Source organism: Pseudomonas sp. NY15372 (assembly GCF_048068215.1).
GTDB lineage: Bacteria > Pseudomonadota > Gammaproteobacteria > Pseudomonadales > Pseudomonadaceae > Aquipseudomonas > Aquipseudomonas guariconensis_A.
This window is the reverse complement of the sequence record NZ_JBLUPY010000004.1, coordinates 190,268-209,663: the sequence shown is the minus strand read 5'-3', so window position 1 is coordinate 209,663 and position 19,396 is coordinate 190,268. Positions and strand designations below refer to the sequence as shown.

The window sequence follows — 19,396 nt, the reverse complement described above, 5'->3', positions numbered from 1 at the left end:
CCTGCAGTGAGACCATGACCCGACCTGCCCGCTCCAAACTGTCCCGCCTGTTGTTCGCACTCCTTGCTTACGTCAGCCTGGGCATCGGCCTCGTGGCCATCGTCATCCCCGGCCTGCCGACCACCGAGTTCATCCTGCTCGCGGCCTGGGCCGCCACCCGCAGTTCCCCCCGCCTGAGCGCCTGGCTGGAAAACCATCGCCTGTTCGGGCCGATCCTGTACAACTGGCGCAATGGCAAGGTGATCCAGCGCCGGGCCAAGGTCAGCGCCACCCTCAGCATGCTGCTGTGCGCCGGTCTGATGCTGGTGTTCCTGGAGGCCCGTTGGCCGGTCTTCCTGGCCATCGGCGGCATGGCCCTGGGTAACCTGTGGATATGGTCGCGCCCGGAACGCCCTACCCCACCCAACCCGGGCGAACGTTCACAAGCTCAGCACTCCTGAATACAGCGCGTAGGCGGCCAGGCCGGCCCCGGCCAGCACCGCTGCGAAGATCAGCTTCTCCCATCGGGTGAACAGGGCTTGCCCCTGCTCATGCTTGGCCCGGGCGAACAGGATCACCCCAGGCGCATACAACAGCGCCGACAGCAGCAAGTACTTGAGACCTCCGGCATATAGCAGCCAGACGGCATAGAGCAACGCGACCATGGCCACCAGCAGGTCCTTGCGGCGCCGCCGTTGTTGCCCGGCATAGCCTTCACCGCGCAGCGTCAGCAACACAGCATAGGCCGCGGACCAAAAGTACGGCACCAGGATCATCGACGAGGCCAGGTAGATCAGGCTGGTATAGGTGCCCGCGGAGAACAGGGTGATCAGCAGGAAGCCCTGGATCATGCAGTTGGTCAACCACAGCGCATTGGCCGGTACATGGTTGGCGTTTTCCCGCGCCAGGAAACGTGGCATGGTCTTGTCCCGGGCCGTGGCGAAGAGGATCTCCGCGCACAGCAGTGCCCACGACAGCAAGGCCCCGAGCAACGACACCGCCAGCCCGATGCTGATCAGCAACGCGCCCCAGGGCCCGACGATGTGCTCGAGTACCGATGCCAGCGACGGGTTCTGCAGCTTGGCCAGTTCCGGCTGGGTCATCACCCCTAGCGACAGCACATTGACCAGCACCAGCAGGGCCAATACACCAAGAAAACCGATCACCGTGGCCTTGCCCACGTCCGAGCGATGCAGGGCCCGGCCGGAATAGACGCTGGCGCCCTCGATGCCGATGAACACGAACACGGTCACCAGCATCATGTTGCGTACCTGCTCCAGCACGCCGCCGAACTTCGGGTTGCCCAGGCCCCAGATGTCGCGGGTGAAGATATCGGCACGGAAGGCAAAGGCCGCGATGACGATGAACATCAGCAGCGGTACCACCTTGGCGATGGTGGTCACCTGGTTGATGAACGCCGCTTCCTTGATGCCGCGCAGCACCAGGAAGTGCACCGCCCATAGCAGCAGCGAGGCGCAGCCGATGGCCACCGGCGTGTTGCCTTCGCCGAACACCGGGTAGTAGAAGCCCAGCGTGCTGAACAGCAGGACGAAATAGCCGACGTTGCCCAGCCAGGCGCTGATCCAGTAACCCCAGGCCGAGGAAAAACCCATGTAGTCACCGAAACCGGCCTTGGCATAGGCATACACCCCGGAGTCGAGTTCAGGCTTGCGGTTGGCCAGGGTCTGAAACACGAAGGCCAGCGCCAACATGCCCACTGCGGTGATCCCCCAACCGATCAGTACCGCCCCGACATCGGCCCGGGCCGCCATGTTCTGCGGCAACGAAAAGATGCCGCCGCCAATCATCGAGCCGACCACCAGTGCGATCAACGCACCCAGGCGCAGCTTTTGTCCCGGTTCAGTCATGGCCCTCTCCTTGGTGCGTTGCAATATGCATGAAACAACCATACCGCCCCTATAAAAAACTACAGCGTTTTATAGTAGCCCATGCGATCAAACGTTAAAGACTCATAACAACGCGTTCTATGTCCTTTGTATTAATACTGCGCGTTCCTTGCCTCAGGTCAACGTCTGAAACTTTTATACAGAATATTTACCAAAACTTGATTCCCAGCCAAAAACAGCTAGCGTCTATGCTCGCAGGCGACACAGAGCGTTTACTCTAGATAGACATGGAAGTGCCAGCGCGCAAGGCCTGCAGCCGGGTAGTCGGTACGCTCCAGGAGGTTATGTGAAGGAATTTTCCTACTTCACATCGTCATAAACTGACCCAGGTCAGCGAATGGCAACGACATCGGATTTACGCTGAGGTCAACGTTCTCCTGACATGGAGTTGTTAAATGTCTGATTCTCCCGGAAAACTAAAACTGGGTGCACTCGTTGCACTTGTCGTCGGCTCGATGATTGGCGGCGGCATCTTTTCATTACCGCAAAACATGGCGGCCAGTGCCGGTGTCGGCGCGGTGCTGATCGGTTGGGCCATAACCGCCGTGGGCATGTTGACCCTGGCCTTCGTGTTCCAGACCCTGGCCAACCGCAAGCCCGACCTGGACGGCGGGGTGTATGCCTACGCCAAGGCCGGTTTCGGTGACTACATGGGCTTTTCCTCGGCCTGGGGTTACTGGATCAGCGCCTGGCTGGGCAACGTCGGCTACTTCGTGCTGTTGTTCAGCACGCTGGGCTATTTCTTCCCGATCTTCGGTGAAGGCAATACCCCCGCCGCAGTGATCGGCGCGTCCATCCTGCTGTGGGCAGTGCACTTTCTGGTGCTGCGCGGCATCAAGGAAGCGGCGTTCATCAACCTGGTCACCACGGTGGCCAAGGTCGTGCCTCTGGCGCTGTTCGCCCTGATCTGCCTGTTCGCCTTCAAGCTCGACATCTTCACCGCCGACATCTGGGGCGAAGGCTCGCCGGACCTGGGCAGCGTGATGGATCAGGTGCGCAACATGATGCTGGTGACCGTGTGGGTGTTCATCGGCATCGAGGGCGCGAGCATCTTCTCCTCGCGGGCGGAAAAACGCGCCGACGTGGGCAAGGCCACGGTCATTGGCTTCATCACCGTGCTGCTGTTCCTGGTACTGGTCAACGTGTTGTCGCTGGGCGTGATGACCCAACCGGAGCTGGCCAAGCTGCAGAACCCGTCGATGGCTGCCGTACTCGAGCACGTGGTCGGTCACTGGGGCGCGGTGCTGATCAGTGTCGGCCTGATCATCTCGCTGCTCGGCGCCTTGCTGTCGTGGGTGCTGCTGTGTGCCGAGATCATGTTCGCCGCGGCCAAGGACCACACCATGCCGGAGTTCCTGCGCCGCGAGAACGCCAACCATGTGCCGGCCAACGCCCTGTGGCTGACCAACGCCATGGTGCAGATCTTCCTGGTCATCACGCTGTTCTCCAACAGCACCTACCTGTCGCTGATCTACCTCGCCACCTCGATGATCCTAGTGCCCTACCTGTGGTCGGCCGCCTACGCGGTGCTGCTGGCAGTGCGTAGCGAGACCTACGAGCAGGCCCTGGCCGAACGCAAGAAGGACCTGGTCATCGGTGGCATCGCCCTGCTGTACGCCATCTGGCTGCTGTACGCCGGCGGCGTGAAGTACCTGCTGCTGTCGGCCCTGCTCTATGCCCCTGGCGCGATCCTGTTCGCCAAGGCCAAGCGCGAGGTGGGCCAACCTATCTTCACCAACGTGGAAAAACTGATCTTCGCAGCCGTCGTGGTCGGCGCCCTGGTGGCGGCCTACGGCCTGTACGACGGCTTCCTGACCCTTTGAACCACGTCTTCGCTTTTTTGGAGGAATGAACCATGTCCACGGAAAAACACAAGTACGGTGTCCACTCCGAAGCAGGCAAGCTGCGCAAGGTAATGGTCTGCGCCCCAGGACTGGCGCACAAGCGCCTGACCCCGAGCAACTGCGACGAGCTGTTGTTCGACGATGTGATCTGGGTCGACCAGGCCAAGCGCGACCACTTCGACTTCGTCACCAAGATGCGCGAGCGCGGGGTGGATGTACTGGAAATGCACAACCTGCTCACCGACATCGTGCAGAACCCCGAGGCCCTGAAGTGGATCCTCGACCGTAAGATCACCCCTGACACCGTCGGGGTGGGCCTGACCAACGAAGTGCGCAGCTGGCTCGAAGGCCAGGAGCCACGCCACCTGGCCGAATTCCTGATCGGCGGCGTGGCCGGCCAGGACCTGCCGCAGAGCGAAGGCGCCAGCGTGGTCAACATGTACAACGACTACCTGGGCCATTCCAGCTTCATCCTGCCGCCGCTGCCCAATACCCAGTTCACCCGCGACACCACCTGCTGGATCTACGGCGGCGTGACCCTCAACCCGATGTACTGGCCGGCTCGACGCCAGGAAACCCTGCTGACCACCGCCATCTACAAGTTCCACCCTGAGTTCACCAAGGCCGACTTCCAGGTCTGGTACGGCGACCCGGACCAGGAGCATGGCCAGGCCACCCTCGAAGGCGGCGACGTCATGCCGATCGGCAAGGGCATCGTGCTGATCGGCATGGGTGAGCGCACCTCGCGCCAGGCCATCGGCCAACTGGCACAGAACCTGTTCGCCAAAGGCGCGGTGGAGAAAGTGATCGTCGCCGGGCTGCCGAAGTCCCGCGCGGCCATGCACCTGGACACCGTGTTCAGCTTCTGCGACCGCGACCTGGTCACGGTCTTCCCGGAAGTGGTGCGCGAGATCGTGCCGTTCATCATCCGCCCGGACGAAAGCAAGCCCTACGGCATGGACGTACGCCGCGAGAACAAGTCGTTCATCGAGGTGGTCGGCGAACAGCTGGGCGTCAAGCTGCGCGTGGTCGAGACCGGCGGCAACAGCTTCGCCGCCGAGCGCGAGCAGTGGGATGACGGCAACAACGTGGTGGCGCTGGAGCCAGGCGTGGTCATCGGCTACGACCGCAATACCTACACCAACACCTTGCTGCGCAAAGCCGGGATCGAGGTCATCACCATCAGTGCCGGCGAACTGGGCCGAGGCCGCGGCGGTGGCCACTGCATGACCTGCCCGATCGTACGCGACCCCATCGACTACTAGGCCATCACACCCCCGGCTGCCCCCACAAGGCGGCAGCCGGGTCGACCCCGAATCCAAGGAGAACCGTCATGGCGTTCAATATCCACAACCGCAACCTGCTCAGCCTCGAACACCACAGCACCCGTGAACTGAAATACCTGCTGGACCTGTCCCGCGACCTCAAGCGCGCCAAGTACACCGGCACCGAGCAGCAGCACCTCAAGGGCAACAACATCGCCCTGATCTTCGAAAAGACCTCGACCCGCACCCGCTGCGCCTTCGAAGTCGCCGCCTACGACCAAGGCGCCAACGTCACCTACATCGACCCCAACTCCTCGCAGATCGGCCACAAGGAGAGCATGAAGGACACCGCCCGAGTGCTCGGGCGCATGTACGATGCCATCGAATACCGTGGCTTCAAGCAGGAGATCGTCGAGGAACTGGCCAAGTTCGCCGGCGTGCCGGTGTTCAACGGCCTGACCGACGAGTACCACCCGACCCAGATGATCGCCGACGTGCTGACCATGCGCGAGCACAGCGACAAGCCGCTGCATGACATCAGCTATGCCTATCTGGGCGATGCCCGCAACAACATGGGCAACTCATTGCTGCTGATCGGCGCCAAGCTCGGCATGGACGTGCGCATCGCCGCGCCCCGGGAGCTGTGGCCCCATGACGACCTGGTGCAACGCTGCAAGCAATACGCCGAGGAAAGCGGCGCGCGCATCACCCTTACCGAAGACCCGAAAGCCGCGGTCGATGGCGTGGACTTCGTCCACACCGACGTCTGGGTCTCGATGGGCGAGCCGGTCGAGGCCTGGGGCGAGCGCATCAAGTTGCTGCTGCCCTACCAGGTGAACAAGGAGCTGATGAAGGCCACCGGCAACCCACGCACCAAGTTCATGCACTGCCTGCCGGCGTTCCACAACTCCGAGACCAAGGTCGGCAAGCAGATCGCCGAACAGTACCCGCACCTGGCCAACGGCATCGAAGTCACCGACGACGTGTTCGAGTCGCCGGCGTGCATCGCCTTCGAACAGGCGGAAAACCGCATGCACACCATCAAGGCGATCCTGGTATCGACCCTGGCAGACCTCTGACACCCCTCTCGTTCCTTGTGGGAACTCTGTGGGAGCCGGCTTGCCGGCTCCCACAAAGAACGAGGCGCTCACTCCATTTCAAAAGGACCTTCACCATGCGTATCGTTGTTGCTTTGGGCGGCAACGCCCTGCTGCGTCGCGGCGAGCCCATGACCGCCGACAACCAGCGCGCCAATATCCGTACCGCCACCGAGCAGATCGCCAAGATCCACCCGGGCAACGAACTGGTCATCGCCCACGGCAACGGCCCGCAGGTCGGCCTGCTGTCGCTCCAGGGCCAGGCCTACAAACCCGACGAAGCCTACCCGCTGGACGTGCTCGGCGCCGAGACCGAAGGCATGATCGGCTACATGATCGAACAGGAGCTGGGCAACCTTCTAGACTTCGAAGTGCCCTTCGCCACGCTGCTGACCCAGGTCGAAGTCGATGCCAACGACCCGGCCTTCAAAGACCCGACCAAATTCATCGGCCCGGTATACGGCAAGGAAGAAGCCGAACGCCTGGCCAAGGAAAAAGGCTGGGTGGTCAAGGCCGATGGCGACAAGTACCGTCGCGTGGTCGCCAGCCCCAAGCCCAAACGCATCTTCGAGATCCGCCCGATCAAGTGGCTGCTGGAAAAGAGCAGCATCGTGATCTGCGCCGGCGGCGGCGGCATTCCCACCCTGTACGATGAAAATCGCAAGCTCAAGGGCATCGAAGCGGTGATCGACAAGGACCTGTGCTCGGCCCTGCTCGCCGAACAACTGGAGGCGGACCTGCTGATCATCGCCACCGACGTCGACGCGGCCTACATCGACTGGGGCAAGCCCACGCAGAAGGCCATTGCCCAGGCCCACCCCGACGAGCTCGAACAGCTGGGCTTCGCCGCAGGCTCCATGGGGCCGAAGGTGCAGGCTGCCTGCGACTTCGCCCGACACACCGGCAAGGTCGCGGTGATCAGTTCGCTGGAAAACATCGAAGACATCGTCAAAGGCACCGCTGGCACCCGCGTCAGCACCGAGAAGCCGGGCATCAGCTACCGTTGAATGCAATTGGCAGGCAGATCGCCCGTCGTTTTCAACCTTCTGGAGGACTCCGCCATGGCCCAGTACAAGCCCGGGCACGTGCATATCGAGCGCACCGCACTCAACCAGAACGACCACAGCTACGACCTGAACATCGAATACGAAGCGGCGCAGGACCCAAGGGAAGGTAGAGGCATCCAGTTCCACATGCATGGCAGCATCGAGGGCAAAACGGTCGACGAGAAGTTCTTCCTGGCCAAGGACCAGGTCCTGCCGAGTTTTCTCATGCAGCTCAGCCGCAGGGCCCAGTCGCACCTGCCGCCGCCGAAGAAGTTCGAGAACCTCGGCTCGCCGCACAAGCTCTACGACTACATGTTCGAGGACATTCGCCAGACCCTGGACGTGAAGTCGGGCGACCCGATCAAGCCTGAGCATCTGGAGTGACGTGAAAGACCTGGGGCCGCTTTGCGACCCTTTCGCGGCACAAGGCCGCTCCTACAGAAACATGCGTACCCTTGTAGGAGCGGCTGTGTGCCGCGAATGGGCCGCGCAGCGGCCCCGGCGATGTTGAGGCATACTACCGCCCTTCTCTCAGCCAAAACCCCATCGCCCCATGCGCATCCACGTCAGCTTCATCGACCGCGTCGGCATCACCCAGGAAGTCCTGGCCCTGCTCGGCGCACGCAACCTCAACCTGGATGCCGTGGAGATGGTCCCGCCCAATGTCTACATCGACGCGCCGACCCTGAGCCCCGCCGTGCTGGAGGAGCTTCATGACGCGCTGTTCGAGGTTCAGGGGGTGCAGTCGGTGGAAGTGGTCGACATCCTCCCCGGCCAGCGCCGCCACCTGCAGCTCGACGCACTGCTCGCCGCGATGAGCGACCCGGTACTGGCAGTGGACAGCGCAGGCCTGGTGCTGCTGGCCAACCCCGCGCTGATCGCACTGTGCGGGCGCGAGTCCGCTGGGCGCTCGGTGGGCGAACTGTTCGACGACCCTGGGCTGCTCGAGGCCCTGGTGGAAAACAACTTCCACCTGCCGATGCGCGAGATGCAGCTCAACGGCCAAAGCCTGCTGCTCGATGCCACGCCGATCACCAACGCCGGCGGCCTGCTGACGCTCTACCCGCCGACGCGCATGGGCGAGCGCCTCTCGGCCCTGCGCCACGACCACGCCGAAGGCTTCGACGCACTGCTCGGCGACTCGCCGGCAATCCGCACCCTCAAGGCCCGCGCCCTGCGAGTAGCGGCCCTGGACGCACCGCTGCTGGTGCATGGCGAGACCGGTACCGGCAAGGAGCTGGTGGCCCGCGCCTGCCATGCCATCAGCAGTCGCCATGCGGCCCCCTTCCTTGCACTGAACTGCGCCGCCCTGCCGGAGAGCCTGGCCGAGAGCGAACTGTTCGGCTATGCCCCCGGCGCCTTCACCGGCGCGCAGCGCGGCGGCAAGCCAGGGCTGATGGAGCTGGCCAACCAGGGTACGGTGTTCCTCGACGAGATCGGTGAGATGTCGCCTTACTTGCAAGCCAAGCTGCTGCGGTTTCTCAGCGACGGCAGCTTCCGCCGGGTAGGCGGCGACCGCGAGGTCAAAGTCGATGTGCGCATCATCAGCGCCACCCACCGCGACCTGGAGCGCATGGTCGCCGAAGGCACCTTCCGCGAAGACCTGTTCTACCGCCTCAACGTGCTCAACCTGCAGGTACCGCCCCTGCGCGAGCGGGGCCAGGACATCCTCCTGCTGGCGCATTTCTTCATGCAGCAGGCCTGCACGCAGATCCAGCGCCCACCCTGCCGCCTGGCCCCGGCCACCCATTCGGCACTGCTCGCCAACCCCTGGCCGGGCAACGTGCGCCAGCTGCAGAACGTGATCTTCCGTGCCGCGGCCATCTGCGAAGGTAGCCTGGTGGACATCGGCGACCTCGACATCGCCGGCACCTCCGTGGCGCGTGGCCAGGACGGCGAAGTGGCGAGCCTGGAGCAAGCGGTGCAGGCCTTCGAGCGCGACCTGTTGCAACGTCTGTACCTGAGCTACCCCTCGACCCGGCAGCTGGCCGGGCGCCTGCAGACCTCGCACACCGCCATCGCCCAACGGCTGCGCAAATACGGTATTCCGGGCAAGCATTGAAACCTATCTTTCCCCTGAACTTTAAATATTAAGTCGATTAACTTCAGAATCCCCTTACATAACTAACCGACACTTCACACCTAGAATCCCGCGCTCTAGTCAATATTCTTCTGAAGATTCAAAGAGTGCACTCACATGCTTGAGCTCGACTTCTATGGAACGCTGGTGGCAGCCTCGCTGGTATTGCTGCTGGGGCGTAGCCTTGTCGCCCGCCTGGGTTTCCTGCGCACCTACAACATCCCCGAACCGGTGGCAGGCGGCCTGCTCGTGGCCTTGGTGCTGCTGGGCCTGCGCAGCCTGGACATCCAGGTCCAATTCGATACCTCGTTGCAAACGCCCTTGATGCTCGCCTTCTTCGCCACCATCGGCTTGAGCGCAGACTTCGCCAGCCTGAAGAAAGGCGGGCGTGTGGTTACCGTGTTCCTGCTGGTGGTCACTGCGCTGCTGGTGGTCCAGAACGCCATGGGCATCGGCCTGGCGACAGCCCTCGGGCTGGACCCGCTGATGGGCCTGCTGTCGGGCTCGATCACTTTGTCCGGCGGCCACGGTACCGGCGCGGCCTGGGGCGCGACCTTCAGCGAGAAGTTCGGCCTGGCCTCGGCGTCCGAGCTGGCGCTGGCCTCGGCGACATTCGGCCTGGTACTGGGCGGGTTGATCGGCGGCCCGGTCGCACGCCTGCTCATCAGCCGCGTGCAGACGCCCGGCATCGTGCCGGAAGCGCCAACCCTGCCCAAGGGGTTCGAGCAACCCAACAAGGAACGCCTGATCACGCCGTTCTCCCTGATCGAAACCATCGCCCTGATCGCGGTCAGCCTGCTGGCAGGCTCGCTCTTGAACGAATGGCTCAAGGGCACGGCATTCGAACTGCCGACATTCGTCTGCGTATTGTTCGTAGGCGTCATCTTGCGCAACGGGCTTTCGGCTTTGGGTTTGTATCAAGTGTTCGAGCGAGAAGTGTCCGTGATGGGCAATGTGAGCTTGTCGCTGTTCCTGGCCATTGCCCTGATGTCGCTCAAATTGTGGGACCTCGCGGCCCTGGCATTGCCCTTCCTGATTCTGTTGACCGCACAAACGCTGGTCATGGCCTTGTTCGCGATCTTCGTCACATTCAGGGTCATGGGCCGCAACTACGATGCGGCAGTGCTGGCAGCCGGGCATTGCGGTTTCGGCCTGGGTGCCACGCCTACGGCCATCGCCAACATGCAGGCGGTGACCCAACGCTACGGAGCGTCCCAGCTCGCCTTCCTGGTGGTGCCAATGGTGGGGGCATTCTTCATCGACATCATCAACGTCATCGTGATCAAGCTGTACCTCGCCCTGCCCCTCTTCGCCGCCTTTTGACTACGGGGCTCGCGCCCCAAGCTGACAAAACTGTAATGCTTGTCTCAGGCAGCTGACAGCCGTCGCTGCCTAGGCTGAGACCATGAGCGAGCTGTGGCGCATAGCCCAGCCCGACAGCCTGGCCGCGCCGATGGATCGCGCAGGCTCCATTGACTCATGGGACATACACGGCATGCATTGCAAAACCTCGAGGCGAACCTTCGTCAAGGGCCTGGCCGCAAGTGGCATCCTGGGCGGCCTGGGCCTGTGGCGCAGCCCGGTCTGGGCCCTCACCAGCCCAGGGCAGCCCACGGTGCTGAGCGGTACCGAATTCGACCTGTTCATCGGCCAGACGCCGGTCAATATCACTGGCGCCTCGCGGACGGCCATGACCATCAACGGCACCCTGCCCGGGCCACTCCTGCGCTGGCGTGAAGGCGACACGGTCACCCTGCGCGTGCGCAACCGCCTGCAGGAAGACACCTCGATCCATTGGCACGGCATCATCCTGCCGGCCAACATGGACGGCGTGCCGGGCCTGAGCTTCCACGGCATCGCGCCGGACGGCCTGTACGAATACCGGTTCCAGGTCAGGCAGAGCGGCACCTATTGGTACCACAGCCATTCCGGGTTGCAGGAACAGGTGGGCGTATACGGCCCCTTGGTCATCGACCCGAAGGAACCCGAGCCCTTCCAGTACGACCGCGACTACGTGGTGATGCTCAGCGACTGGACCGACGAGAACCCGGCCCGGGTCATGGCCAAGCTGAAAAAACAGTCCGACTACTACAACTTCCACAAGCGCACCGTGGGCGACTTCATCAACGACGTGGGCGAGAAAGGCTGGTCGGCCACCCTGGCCGACCGCAAGATGTGGGCCGAAATGAAAATGAGCCCCACGGACCTCGCCGATGTCAGCGGGTATACCTATACCTACCTGATGAACGGCCAGGCGCCAGATGGCAACTGGACAGCCATCTTCAAGCCGGGCGAGAAGATCCGCCTGCGCTTTATCAACGGTTCGGCCATGAGCTACTTCGACGTCCGCATCCCGGGCCTGAAGATGACCGTGGTCGCCGCCGACGGCCAGCCCGTCGAGCCGGTGAGCATCGACGAGTTTCGCATCGCCGTCGCGGAAACCTACGATGTGCTGGTGGAGCCTGCCGCTGAGCAGGCCTACACGATCTTCGCCCAGTCCATGGACCGTACCGGTTATGCCCGCGGCACCCTGGCCGTGCAGCATGGCCTGAGCGCCGCGGTACCGGCGCTCGACCCACGCCCCCTGATCAGCATGGCCGACATGGGCATGGACCATGGCGGCATGGGCAGCATGGCCCCAGGCATGCAGGGCGACATGGCCGGCATGGACCACAGCCAGATGGCGGGCATGAACCATGGCGCCGCCGGTGGCCAGATGCAGCAGCACCCGGCCTCGGAAAGCAATAGCCCGCTGGTCGACATGCAGACCATGACCCCCACGCCCAAGCTGGACGACCCGGGCATCGGGCTGCGCGACAACGGCCGCAAGGTACTGACCTATGCCGACCTGCGCAGTACGTTCATCGACCCGGACGGCCGCGAGCCCGGCCGCACCGTCGAGCTGCACCTGACCGGCCACATGGAGAAATTCTCCTGGTCATTCGACGGGATCAAGTTTTCCGACGCCGAGCCGTTGCGCCTGAAATACGGCGAGCGCCTGCGCATCACCCTGGTCAACGACACCATGATGACCCACCCCATCCACCTCCACGGCATGTGGAGCGACCTCGAGGATGAGCACGGCAACTTCATGGTGCGCAAGCACACCATCGACATGCCCCCTGGCTCCAAGCGCAGCTATCGCGTCACCGCCGACGCGCTGGGCCGCTGGGCCTACCACTGCCATCTGCTGTTCCACATGGAAATGGGCATGTTCCGTGAAGTCCGTGTGGACGAATGAGGAGACTTGCAATGAATGAATCCAAGATGCGTAAGACACTGTTCGGCGGCCTGCTGGCCTTCGGCCTGGCCGTGTTGTCGATGCCTGCGGCCCTGGCCGCAGACGAGCATGACGCACACCAGAAACGCTCGGCGGGCGAGATGGAGAAAATGGATCATGGGCAGATGGACCACGGCAAGATGCCTATGGACCACGGCAGCATGGACCACGGCAAGATGCCCATGGACCATGGAAAAATGATGGATCACGGCTCGATGAAGCCTGAGCCGAAAACGGACAAGGCACAAACGGGCAAGGACAATGACCAGTAGAACCACGGCATCATCCGCACTGGCGGCGCTTGTCTCGTTCGGGGCCCTGGCCCTGGGCCCGGCAAGCGCAGCCGAAGGCATGGATCACAGCCAGATGGACCACGGCCAGATGCACGGCATGGGTCACAGTCAGATGAACCACGGCCAGATGCAAGGCATGGATCACGGCAAGATGAACCACGCCGCGCCAGGCGCTTCGCCGGCGACCGAAAGCCGCACCCCCATTCCGGAGCTGACCGACGCCGACCGCAAGGCTGCCTTTCCCCCGCTCCCCGGCCATGGCGTCCACGACAGCGCGATCAACACCTTCTTCCTGCTCGACCAACTGGAGTACCAGGACGCCGATGACGGCAGCACCTTGGCCTGGGATGCGTCGGGCTGGATCGGCGGCGATGTCGATCGCCTCTGGCTGCGTTCCGAAGGCGAACGCACCAACGGCGTGACCGAGGAAGCCGAGGTCCAGGCGCTCTGGGGCCATGCCATCGGCCCTTGGTGGGATGTGGTCACCGGTGTTCGCCAGGACTTCAAGCCTGGCGCCCCGCAAACCTGGGCGGCGTTCGGGCTGCAAGGCATGGCGCTCTATGCCTTCGAAGCCGAAGCGACGGCGTTCGTTGGCGAGAACGGCCAGAGCGCACTGCGCCTGGAAGGTGACTACGACATATTGCTCACCAATCGGCTGATCCTCCAGCCGACGGCAGAAGTGAACGTCTATGGCAAGAACGACGAAGCACGTGGCGTCGGCTCGGGCCTGGCCAACACCGAAGTCGGCCTTCGCCTGCGTTATGAAATACGGCGCGAGTTCGCGCCCTATATTGGCGTCACGTGGAGCCGCTCCTATGGCAATACCGCCGACATGCTGCGCGACGAGGGCGAAGATGTGGAAGAAGCGCGCTTCGTGACCGGTATCCGTATGTGGTTCTGAGACCCTGACATGAAAAGAACAATAAAAACGCTGAGCCTTGCAAGTGCCGTAGGTAGTGCGGCCATCCTGGGGGTGGCCTATTTCGGCCTGGTCAACGTGGGGGCCGATGACCCGCACTTCGCCCCGATCCACGCCTTCTTGGCCATGGCCCGAGACCGCTCTATCGAAGTGCGTGCGCGAAACCTCCAGGTCCCTGACCTCAAGGATGAAGCCTTGATTCGAACAGGCGCCGGCAACTACAACGCCATGTGCGTCAGCTGCCACTTGGCGCCGGGCCTGGAAAAGACCGAACTGAGCCAAGGCCTCTACCCTGCTCCGCCGAACCTGGCCAAGCCAGGGCTGGATGCAAGCCCTGCCCTGGCATTCTGGACCATCAAGCATGGCATCAAGGCCACGGGCATGCCGGCCTGGGGCAAGAGCATGGAAGACCCGTACATCTGGGGCATCGTCGCCTTCCTCCAGCAATTGCCCTCCTTGGATGCCGAGCAGTATCAGCTGTTGGTCGCCAGCAGTTCAGGCCACCAGCATGGCGGCGGCGAAACCCGGATGCACGATGCGCCCGATGGCCATGGTGCTCATCATGGAACCACCCCGGCGCAGGAAGCGGCTGTACCAGGTACCCATCACCATGCGGACGGTAAGAAGCACGCCCACCATTGACGGCAGAACGGGGTGACTGTATCGATTTAAATACAATGTACTGAAATCGTTCCAAGCCACCTCGACTACCGGTACGCAAGGGTTTGATCCACCATGGCTTTTCAATCGCCGCCGAGCTGTAGTGATTTCATTACACCCCACCCCGACAAACCCTCGCGCAAATCGCTGCCCGCCTTGATTTCCGGGCCCTCGCACGAATTGGCCGCATTATTGCTAAGGGAATCGTGACCAAGAGCGCGGAACCACCGTGCCTACCTCCCCTGCTTCGAGGATTCCCCATGAGCGAGTTGCGTTTCACCGAAGATCACGAATGGCTGCGCGTCGAAGCTGACGGCAGTGTCACCGTGGGCATCACCGCCTATGCCCAGAACGCTTTGGGCGATGTGGTCTACGTGCAACTACCGGAACTGCAGCAATACGAACAAGGCGCCGAAGCCTCGACCGTGGAATCGGTGAAAGCCGCCAGCGGCGTGTACATGCCCTTGACCGGTAAAGTGGTCGCAGTCAACGAAGACCTCAACAACAGCCCTGAGTTGGTCAATGAAGACCCATTGGGCGAAGGCTGGTTCTTCCGCTTCGTTCCGGCCGACGCCAGCGCCGTCGGCAAACTGCTCGACCAGGCCGCCTACGACCGCCTGATCAACGAAAACGCCTGAGGAGCCGCCATGACCATCAACCTCGGCACCGCCAATGAATTCATCGCCCGCCACATCGGCCCACGCAGCGCCGATGAACAGGCCATGCTCACCGCCTTGGGCTTCGAGTCGCTCGATGCCATGACCGCCGCGGTCATTCCCGACACCATCAAGGGCACCAGCGTACTCGGTAACGCCGACGGCCAGAGCGAGGCCGATGCCCTTGCCGACCTCAAGGCCATCGCCGGCAAGAACCAGCTGTTCAAGAACTACATCGGCCAGGGCTACTACAACACCCACACGCCAGCTCCGATCCTGCGCAACCTGCTGGAAAACCCGGCCTGGTACACCGCCTATACCCCCTACCAGCCGGAAATCTCCCAAGGCCGCCTGGAAGCGCTGCTCAACTTCCAGACCCTGATCAGCGACCTGACCGGCCTGCCGATCGCCAACGCCTCCCTGCTTGACGAAGCTACCGCCGCCGCCGAGGCCATGACCTTCTGCAAGCGCCTGTCGAAGAACAAGGGCGGCCATGCCTTCTTCGCCTCTATCCATTGCCACCCGCAGACCCTCGACGTGCTGCGCACCCGTGCCGAGCCCCTGGGTATCGAAGTGGTGGTGGGCGACGAGCGCGAGCTCGGCGATGTCGGCAACTTCTTCGGTGCCCTGCTGCAATACCCGGCCAGCAACGGTGACGTGTTCGACTACCGCGAGCTAGTACAACGCTTGCACGCCAGCAATGCCCTGGTCGCGGTGGCCGCTGACCTGCTGGCTTTGACCCTGCTCACCCCGCCGGGCGAATTCGAGGCGGACGTGGCCATCGGCAGCGCCCAGCGCTTCGGTGTACCGCTGGGCTTCGGCGGCCCGCACGCGGCCTACTTCGCCACTCGCGATGCATTCAAGCGCGACATGCCCGGCCGCCTGGTCGGCGTGTCCATCGACCGCTTCGGCAAGACCGCCCTACGCCTGGCCATGCAGACCCGTGAGCAGCACATCCGCCGCGAGAAGGCCACCAGCAACATCTGCACCGCCCAGGTGCTGCTGGCCAACATCGCCAGCATGTTCGCCGTGTACCACGGCCCGGCCGGCCTCAAGCGCATCGCCGAACGCACCCACGCCCTGACCGCCATCCTCGCCACCGGCCTGGAACAGCTGGGCGTCCAAGTCGTTACCCGTGCCTACTTCGACACCCTGACCCTGGCCACCGGTGACGCCACCGCTCGCCTGCACGAGCAGGCCCGCGCCCAGGGCATCAACCTGCGCCAGATCGACGCCGCGCACCTGGGCCTGTCCCTGGACGAAACCTGCACCCAGGCCGATGTCGAGGCCCTGTGGCAGCTGTTCGCCGAAGGCAAGGCCGCGCCGGCCTTCGCCAGCCTGGCTGCCAGCACCGTCTCGCGCCTGCCATCGGCCCTGCTGCGCCAATCGGCGATCCTCGAACACCCGGTGTTCAACCGCTACCACAGCGAAACCGAGCTGATGCGCTACCTGCGCCGCCTGGCCGACAAGGACCTGGCCCTGGACCGCAGCATGATCCCGCTGGGCTCGTGCACCATGAAGCTCAACGCCGCCAGCGAGATGATCCCGGTGACCTGGGCCGAGTTCGGCAACCTGCACCCCTTCGCCCCGGCCGAGCAGAGCCAGGGCTACCTGCAGATGACCCGCGAACTGGAAGCCATGCTCTGCGCCGCCACCGGCTACGACGCCGTGTCGCTGCAGCCCAACGCCGGCTCCCAGGGCGAGTACGCGGGCCTGCTGGCCATCCGCGCCTACCACCGCAGCCGTGGCGAAGGCCACCGCGACATCTGCCTGATCCCATCCTCGGCCCACGGCACCAACCCCGCTACCGCGCACATGGCCGGCATGCGCGTGGTGGTCACCGCCTGTGACGCACGCGGCAACGTCGATGTCGAGGACCTGCGTGCCAAGGCCATCGAGCACCGCGATCGCCTGGCCGCGATCATGATCACCTACCCATCGACCCACGGCGTGTTCGAGGAAGCGATCGGCGAGATCTGCGCGATCATCCACGACAACGGCGGCCAGGTGTACATCGACGGTGCCAACATGAACGCCATGGTCGGCCTGTGCGCTCCAGGCAAGTTCGGCGGCGATGTCTCGCACCTGAACCTGCACAAGACCTTCTGCATTCCCCACGGCGGTGGCGGCCCAGGCGTCGGCCCGATCGGCGTCAAGTCGCACCTGGCACCGTTCCTGCCGGGCCATGCGGCCCTGGAGAACACCCAGGGCGCGGTCTGCGCCGCACCGTTCGGCAGCGCCAGCATCCTGCCGATCACCTGGATGTACATCCGCATGATGGGCGGCGTGGGCCTCAAGCGCGCTTCGCAGATGGCCATCCTCAACGCCAACTACATCGCCCGCCGCCTGGAAGAGCACTATCCTGTCCTGTATACCGGTGGCAATGGCCTGGTGGCCCACGAGTGCATCCTCGACCTGCGCCCGCTCAAGGACAGCAGCGGCATCAGCGTCGACGACGTGGCCAAGCGTCTGATCGACTTCGGCTTCCATGCCCCGACCATGTCCTTCCCGGTGGCCGGCACCTTGATGATCGAACCGACCGAAAGCGAGTCCAAGGAGGAACTGGACCGTTTCTGCGACGCGATGATCCAGATCCGCGAGGAAATCCGCGCGGTCGAGAACGGCACCCTGGACAAGGACGACAACCCGCTGAAGAACGCCCCGCACACCGCGGCGGAACTGGTCGGCGAATGGGCCCACGGTTATAGCCGCGAGCAGGCGGTGTACCCGCTGCCGAGCCTGGTGGAGGCCAAGTACTGGCCGCCAGTGGGCCGGGTCGACAACGTGTACGGCGACCGCAACCTGGTCTGCGCCTGCCCGTCGATCGAGAGCTACCAGGACGCCTGATCAGGCATGCTGGCCCAATCGCCGGCAAGCCGGCTCCCACAGGCGTCTCGCTGCCCGTAAGCATGGTGCAGTACCTGTGAGAGCTGGCTTGCCAGCGATCGAGTGCGCAGCACTCGCTTTCACCTTCTGGAGGGAACACGCAATGTCACTGAGCGTCTTCGACCTGTTCAAGATCGGCATCGGCCCCTCCAGCTCGCACACGGTCGGCCCGATGCGCGCCGCCGCGCGCTTCGCCGAAGGGCTGCGCCGCGATGGCCTGCTCACCCGTACCGCAAGCGTCAAGGCCGAGCTGTATGGCTCGCTCGGCGCCACCGGCAAGGGCCATGGCAGCGACAAGGCCGTGCTGCTGGGCCTTGAAGGCGAGCACCCGGACACCGTCGACACCGAGGCCATCCCCGCCCGTCTGCACGCGATCCGCGACAGCGGCCGCCTGCGCCTTTTGGGCGAGCATGAAATCGCCTTCGTCGAGAAACAACACCTGGCGATGATCCGCAAGCCCCTGGCCTACCACCCCAACGGCATGATCTTCCGCGCCTTCGATGAAGCCGGGCTGCAGATGCGTAGCCGGGAGTACTACTCGGTCGGTGGTGGCTTCGTGGTCGACGAGGATGCCGCCGGCCAGGACCGGATCGTCGAGGACAGCACCGTGCTGGCCTACCCGTTCCGCACCGCCAAGGAACTGCTCGCCCACTGCAGCGAACAGCACCTGTCGATCAGCCAGGTGATGCTGGCCAACGAAGCGGCCTGGCGGCCCGAGGCCGAGACCCGCGAAGGGCTGCTGCACATCTGGCAGGTCATGCAGGATTGCGTCGAAGCCGGTTACCGTCACGAAGGCATCCTGCCCGGCGGGCTCAAGGTCAAGCGGCGTGCACCGGCGCTGTATCGCCAGCTCAGCCGTCACCCCGAAGCCAGCCTGCGCGATGCGCTGTCGGTGCTCGACTGGGTCAACCTCTACGCCCTGGCGGTGAACGAGGAGAACGCCTACGGCGGGCGGGTGGTCACCGCGCCGACCAATGGCGCGGCGGGCATCGTCCCGGCGGTGCTGCACTACTACATGCGCTTCATTCCCGGTGCCAACGAGGACGGGGTCGTGCGCTTTCTGCTCACGGCTGCGGCCATCGGCATCTTGTACAAGGAAAACGCCTCGATCTCCGGTGCCGAAGTCGGCTGCCAGGGCGAGGTGGGTGTGGCGTGCTCCATGGCGGCCGGCGCTTTGTGCGAGGTCATGGGCGGCAGCCCGCAGCAGGTGGAGAACGCCGCCGAGATCGGCATGGAACACAACCTGGGCCTGACCTGCGACCCCATTGGCGGGTTGGTCCAGGTGCCTTGTATCGAGCGCAACGCCATGGGCTCGGTCAAGGCGATCAACGCGGTGCGCATGGCCTTGCGTGGCGACGGGCAACACTATGTCTCGCTCGACAAGGTCATCCGCACCATGCGCCAGACCGGCGCGGACATGAAAAGCAAATACAAGGAGACCGCCCGCGGCGGTCTGGCCGTCAACATCATCGAATGTTGACCCG

General features: G+C 63.7%; 16 protein-coding genes. 15 read left to right on the top strand and 1 reads right to left on the bottom strand.

Annotated features, from left to right (window positions below; genetic code table 11):
- The first annotated feature begins 14 nt into the window (after window positions 1-14).
- Entirely contained in the window at window positions 15-440 is a 426-nt protein-coding gene (locus tag ACNFG0_RS05480; protein WP_196144496.1) for a YbaN family protein, read from the top strand.
- On the opposite strand, the gene arcD (ACNFG0_RS05475) is transcribed toward ACNFG0_RS05480, so the two are convergent.
- Window positions 420-1,847: an arginine-ornithine antiporter gene (arcD, locus tag ACNFG0_RS05475; RefSeq protein WP_416764188.1), complete on the bottom strand. Its 1,428-nt coding sequence runs from the start codon at window positions 1,845-1,847 to the stop codon at window positions 420-422. The two genes, ACNFG0_RS05480 and arcD (ACNFG0_RS05475), sit on opposite strands and share 21 nt — an antisense overlap.
- Before the next feature lie 434 nt (window positions 1,848-2,281).
- On the opposite strand from arcD (ACNFG0_RS05475), the gene arcD (ACNFG0_RS05470) reads away from it, so the two are divergent.
- From arcD (ACNFG0_RS05470) to ACNFG0_RS05405, 14 genes are all read left to right on the top strand, one after another.
- Entirely contained in the window at window positions 2,282-3,709 is a 1,428-nt protein-coding gene (gene arcD, locus ACNFG0_RS05470; protein ID WP_196155283.1) for an arginine-ornithine antiporter, read from the top strand.
- Window positions 3,710-3,741: 32 nt separating this feature from the next.
- Window positions 3,742-4,995 carry an arginine deiminase gene (gene arcA / locus ACNFG0_RS05465; RefSeq protein ID WP_196155282.1) on the top strand — a complete coding sequence of 418 codons (1,254 nt, stop codon included), beginning with the start codon at window positions 3,742-3,744 and terminating at the stop codon, window positions 4,993-4,995.
- A gap of 68 nt (window positions 4,996-5,063) precedes the next feature.
- Window positions 5,064-6,074: an ornithine carbamoyltransferase gene (locus ACNFG0_RS05460; RefSeq protein WP_196155281.1), complete on the top strand. Its 1,011-nt coding sequence runs from the start codon at window positions 5,064-5,066 to the stop codon at window positions 6,072-6,074.
- A 95-nt stretch (window positions 6,075-6,169) separates the two neighbouring features.
- Entirely contained in the window at window positions 6,170-7,099 is a 930-nt protein-coding gene (gene arcC, locus ACNFG0_RS05455) for a carbamate kinase (RefSeq protein ID WP_416764185.1), read from the top strand.
- Between the two features lie 54 nt (window positions 7,100-7,153).
- Window positions 7,154-7,522, top strand: coding sequence for a DUF5064 family protein (locus ACNFG0_RS05450; RefSeq protein WP_416764184.1), 369 nt, complete (start codon window positions 7,154-7,156; stop codon window positions 7,520-7,522).
- 169 nt (window positions 7,523-7,691) lie between these two features.
- Window positions 7,692-9,200 (top strand): sigma-54-dependent transcriptional regulator, encoded by a 1,509-nt coding sequence (locus tag ACNFG0_RS05445; RefSeq protein WP_196144489.1) that lies wholly within the window; start codon window positions 7,692-7,694, stop codon window positions 9,198-9,200.
- Between the two features lie 135 nt (window positions 9,201-9,335).
- Window positions 9,336-10,541, top strand: coding sequence for a sodium/glutamate symporter (gene gltS, locus ACNFG0_RS05440; protein ID WP_416764183.1), 1,206 nt, complete (start codon window positions 9,336-9,338; stop codon window positions 10,539-10,541).
- A 172-nt stretch (window positions 10,542-10,713) separates the two neighbouring features.
- Window positions 10,714-12,459, top strand: coding sequence for a copper resistance system multicopper oxidase (locus ACNFG0_RS05435; protein ID WP_196144487.1), 1,746 nt, complete (start codon window positions 10,714-10,716; stop codon window positions 12,457-12,459).
- Between the two features lie 11 nt (window positions 12,460-12,470).
- Complete coding sequence (locus ACNFG0_RS05430) at window positions 12,471-12,770, top strand: hypothetical protein (protein ID WP_416764182.1); 300 nt, start codon at window positions 12,471-12,473, stop codon at window positions 12,768-12,770.
- Entirely contained in the window at window positions 12,760-13,692 is a 933-nt protein-coding gene (locus ACNFG0_RS05425; RefSeq protein WP_416764181.1) for a copper resistance protein B, read from the top strand. Before ACNFG0_RS05430 ends, ACNFG0_RS05425 begins: the two co-directional genes overlap by 11 nt.
- 9 nt (window positions 13,693-13,701) lie before the next feature.
- Window positions 13,702-14,352 (top strand): c-type cytochrome, encoded by a 651-nt coding sequence (locus ACNFG0_RS05420; RefSeq protein ID WP_416764180.1) that lies wholly within the window; start codon window positions 13,702-13,704, stop codon window positions 14,350-14,352.
- 278 nt (window positions 14,353-14,630) lie between these two features.
- Entirely contained in the window at window positions 14,631-15,008 is a 378-nt protein-coding gene (gene gcvH / locus ACNFG0_RS05415) for a glycine cleavage system protein GcvH (RefSeq protein ID WP_196144485.1), read from the top strand.
- Between the two features lie 9 nt (window positions 15,009-15,017).
- Window positions 15,018-17,873, top strand: a complete 2,856-nt coding sequence (gcvP, locus tag ACNFG0_RS05410; protein WP_416764179.1) for an aminomethyl-transferring glycine dehydrogenase — start codon at window positions 15,018-15,020, stop codon at window positions 17,871-17,873.
- A gap of 142 nt (window positions 17,874-18,015) precedes the next feature.
- Window positions 18,016-19,392 carry an L-serine ammonia-lyase gene (locus tag ACNFG0_RS05405; RefSeq protein WP_416764178.1) on the top strand — a complete coding sequence of 459 codons (1,377 nt, stop codon included), beginning with the start codon at window positions 18,016-18,018 and terminating at the stop codon, window positions 19,390-19,392.
- Window positions 19,393-19,396 lie beyond the last annotated feature (4 nt).

Coding starts and splice junctions, on each gene's coding strand:
- gcvH (WP_196144485.1), top strand. CDS start 14,631: ATGAGCGAGTTGCGTTTCACCGAAGATCACGAATGGCTGCGCGTCGAA.
- ACNFG0_RS05420 (WP_416764180.1), top strand. CDS start 13,702: ATGAAAAGAACAATAAAAACGCTGAGCCTTGCAAGTGCCGTAGGTAGT.
- gcvP (WP_416764179.1), top strand. CDS start 15,018: ATGACCATCAACCTCGGCACCGCCAATGAATTCATCGCCCGCCACATC.
- ACNFG0_RS05435 (WP_196144487.1), top strand. CDS start 10,714: ATGCATTGCAAAACCTCGAGGCGAACCTTCGTCAAGGGCCTGGCCGCA.
- arcC (WP_416764185.1), top strand. CDS start 6,170: ATGCGTATCGTTGTTGCTTTGGGCGGCAACGCCCTGCTGCGTCGCGGC.
- ACNFG0_RS05430 (WP_416764182.1), top strand. CDS start 12,471: ATGAATGAATCCAAGATGCGTAAGACACTGTTCGGCGGCCTGCTGGCC.
- ACNFG0_RS05460 (WP_196155281.1), top strand. CDS start 5,064: ATGGCGTTCAATATCCACAACCGCAACCTGCTCAGCCTCGAACACCAC.
- gltS (WP_416764183.1), top strand. CDS start 9,336: ATGCTTGAGCTCGACTTCTATGGAACGCTGGTGGCAGCCTCGCTGGTA.
- ACNFG0_RS05450 (WP_416764184.1), top strand. CDS start 7,154: ATGGCCCAGTACAAGCCCGGGCACGTGCATATCGAGCGCACCGCACTC.
- ACNFG0_RS05480 (WP_196144496.1), top strand. CDS start 15: ATGACCCGACCTGCCCGCTCCAAACTGTCCCGCCTGTTGTTCGCACTC.
- ACNFG0_RS05445 (WP_196144489.1), top strand. CDS start 7,692: ATGCGCATCCACGTCAGCTTCATCGACCGCGTCGGCATCACCCAGGAA.
- ACNFG0_RS05405 (WP_416764178.1), top strand. CDS start 18,016: ATGTCACTGAGCGTCTTCGACCTGTTCAAGATCGGCATCGGCCCCTCC.
- arcD (WP_196155283.1), top strand. CDS start 2,282: ATGTCTGATTCTCCCGGAAAACTAAAACTGGGTGCACTCGTTGCACTT.
- arcD (WP_416764188.1), bottom strand. CDS start 1,847: ATGACTGAACCGGGACAAAAGCTGCGCCTGGGTGCGTTGATCGCACTG.
- ACNFG0_RS05425 (WP_416764181.1), top strand. CDS start 12,760: ATGACCAGTAGAACCACGGCATCATCCGCACTGGCGGCGCTTGTCTCG.
- arcA (WP_196155282.1), top strand. CDS start 3,742: ATGTCCACGGAAAAACACAAGTACGGTGTCCACTCCGAAGCAGGCAAG.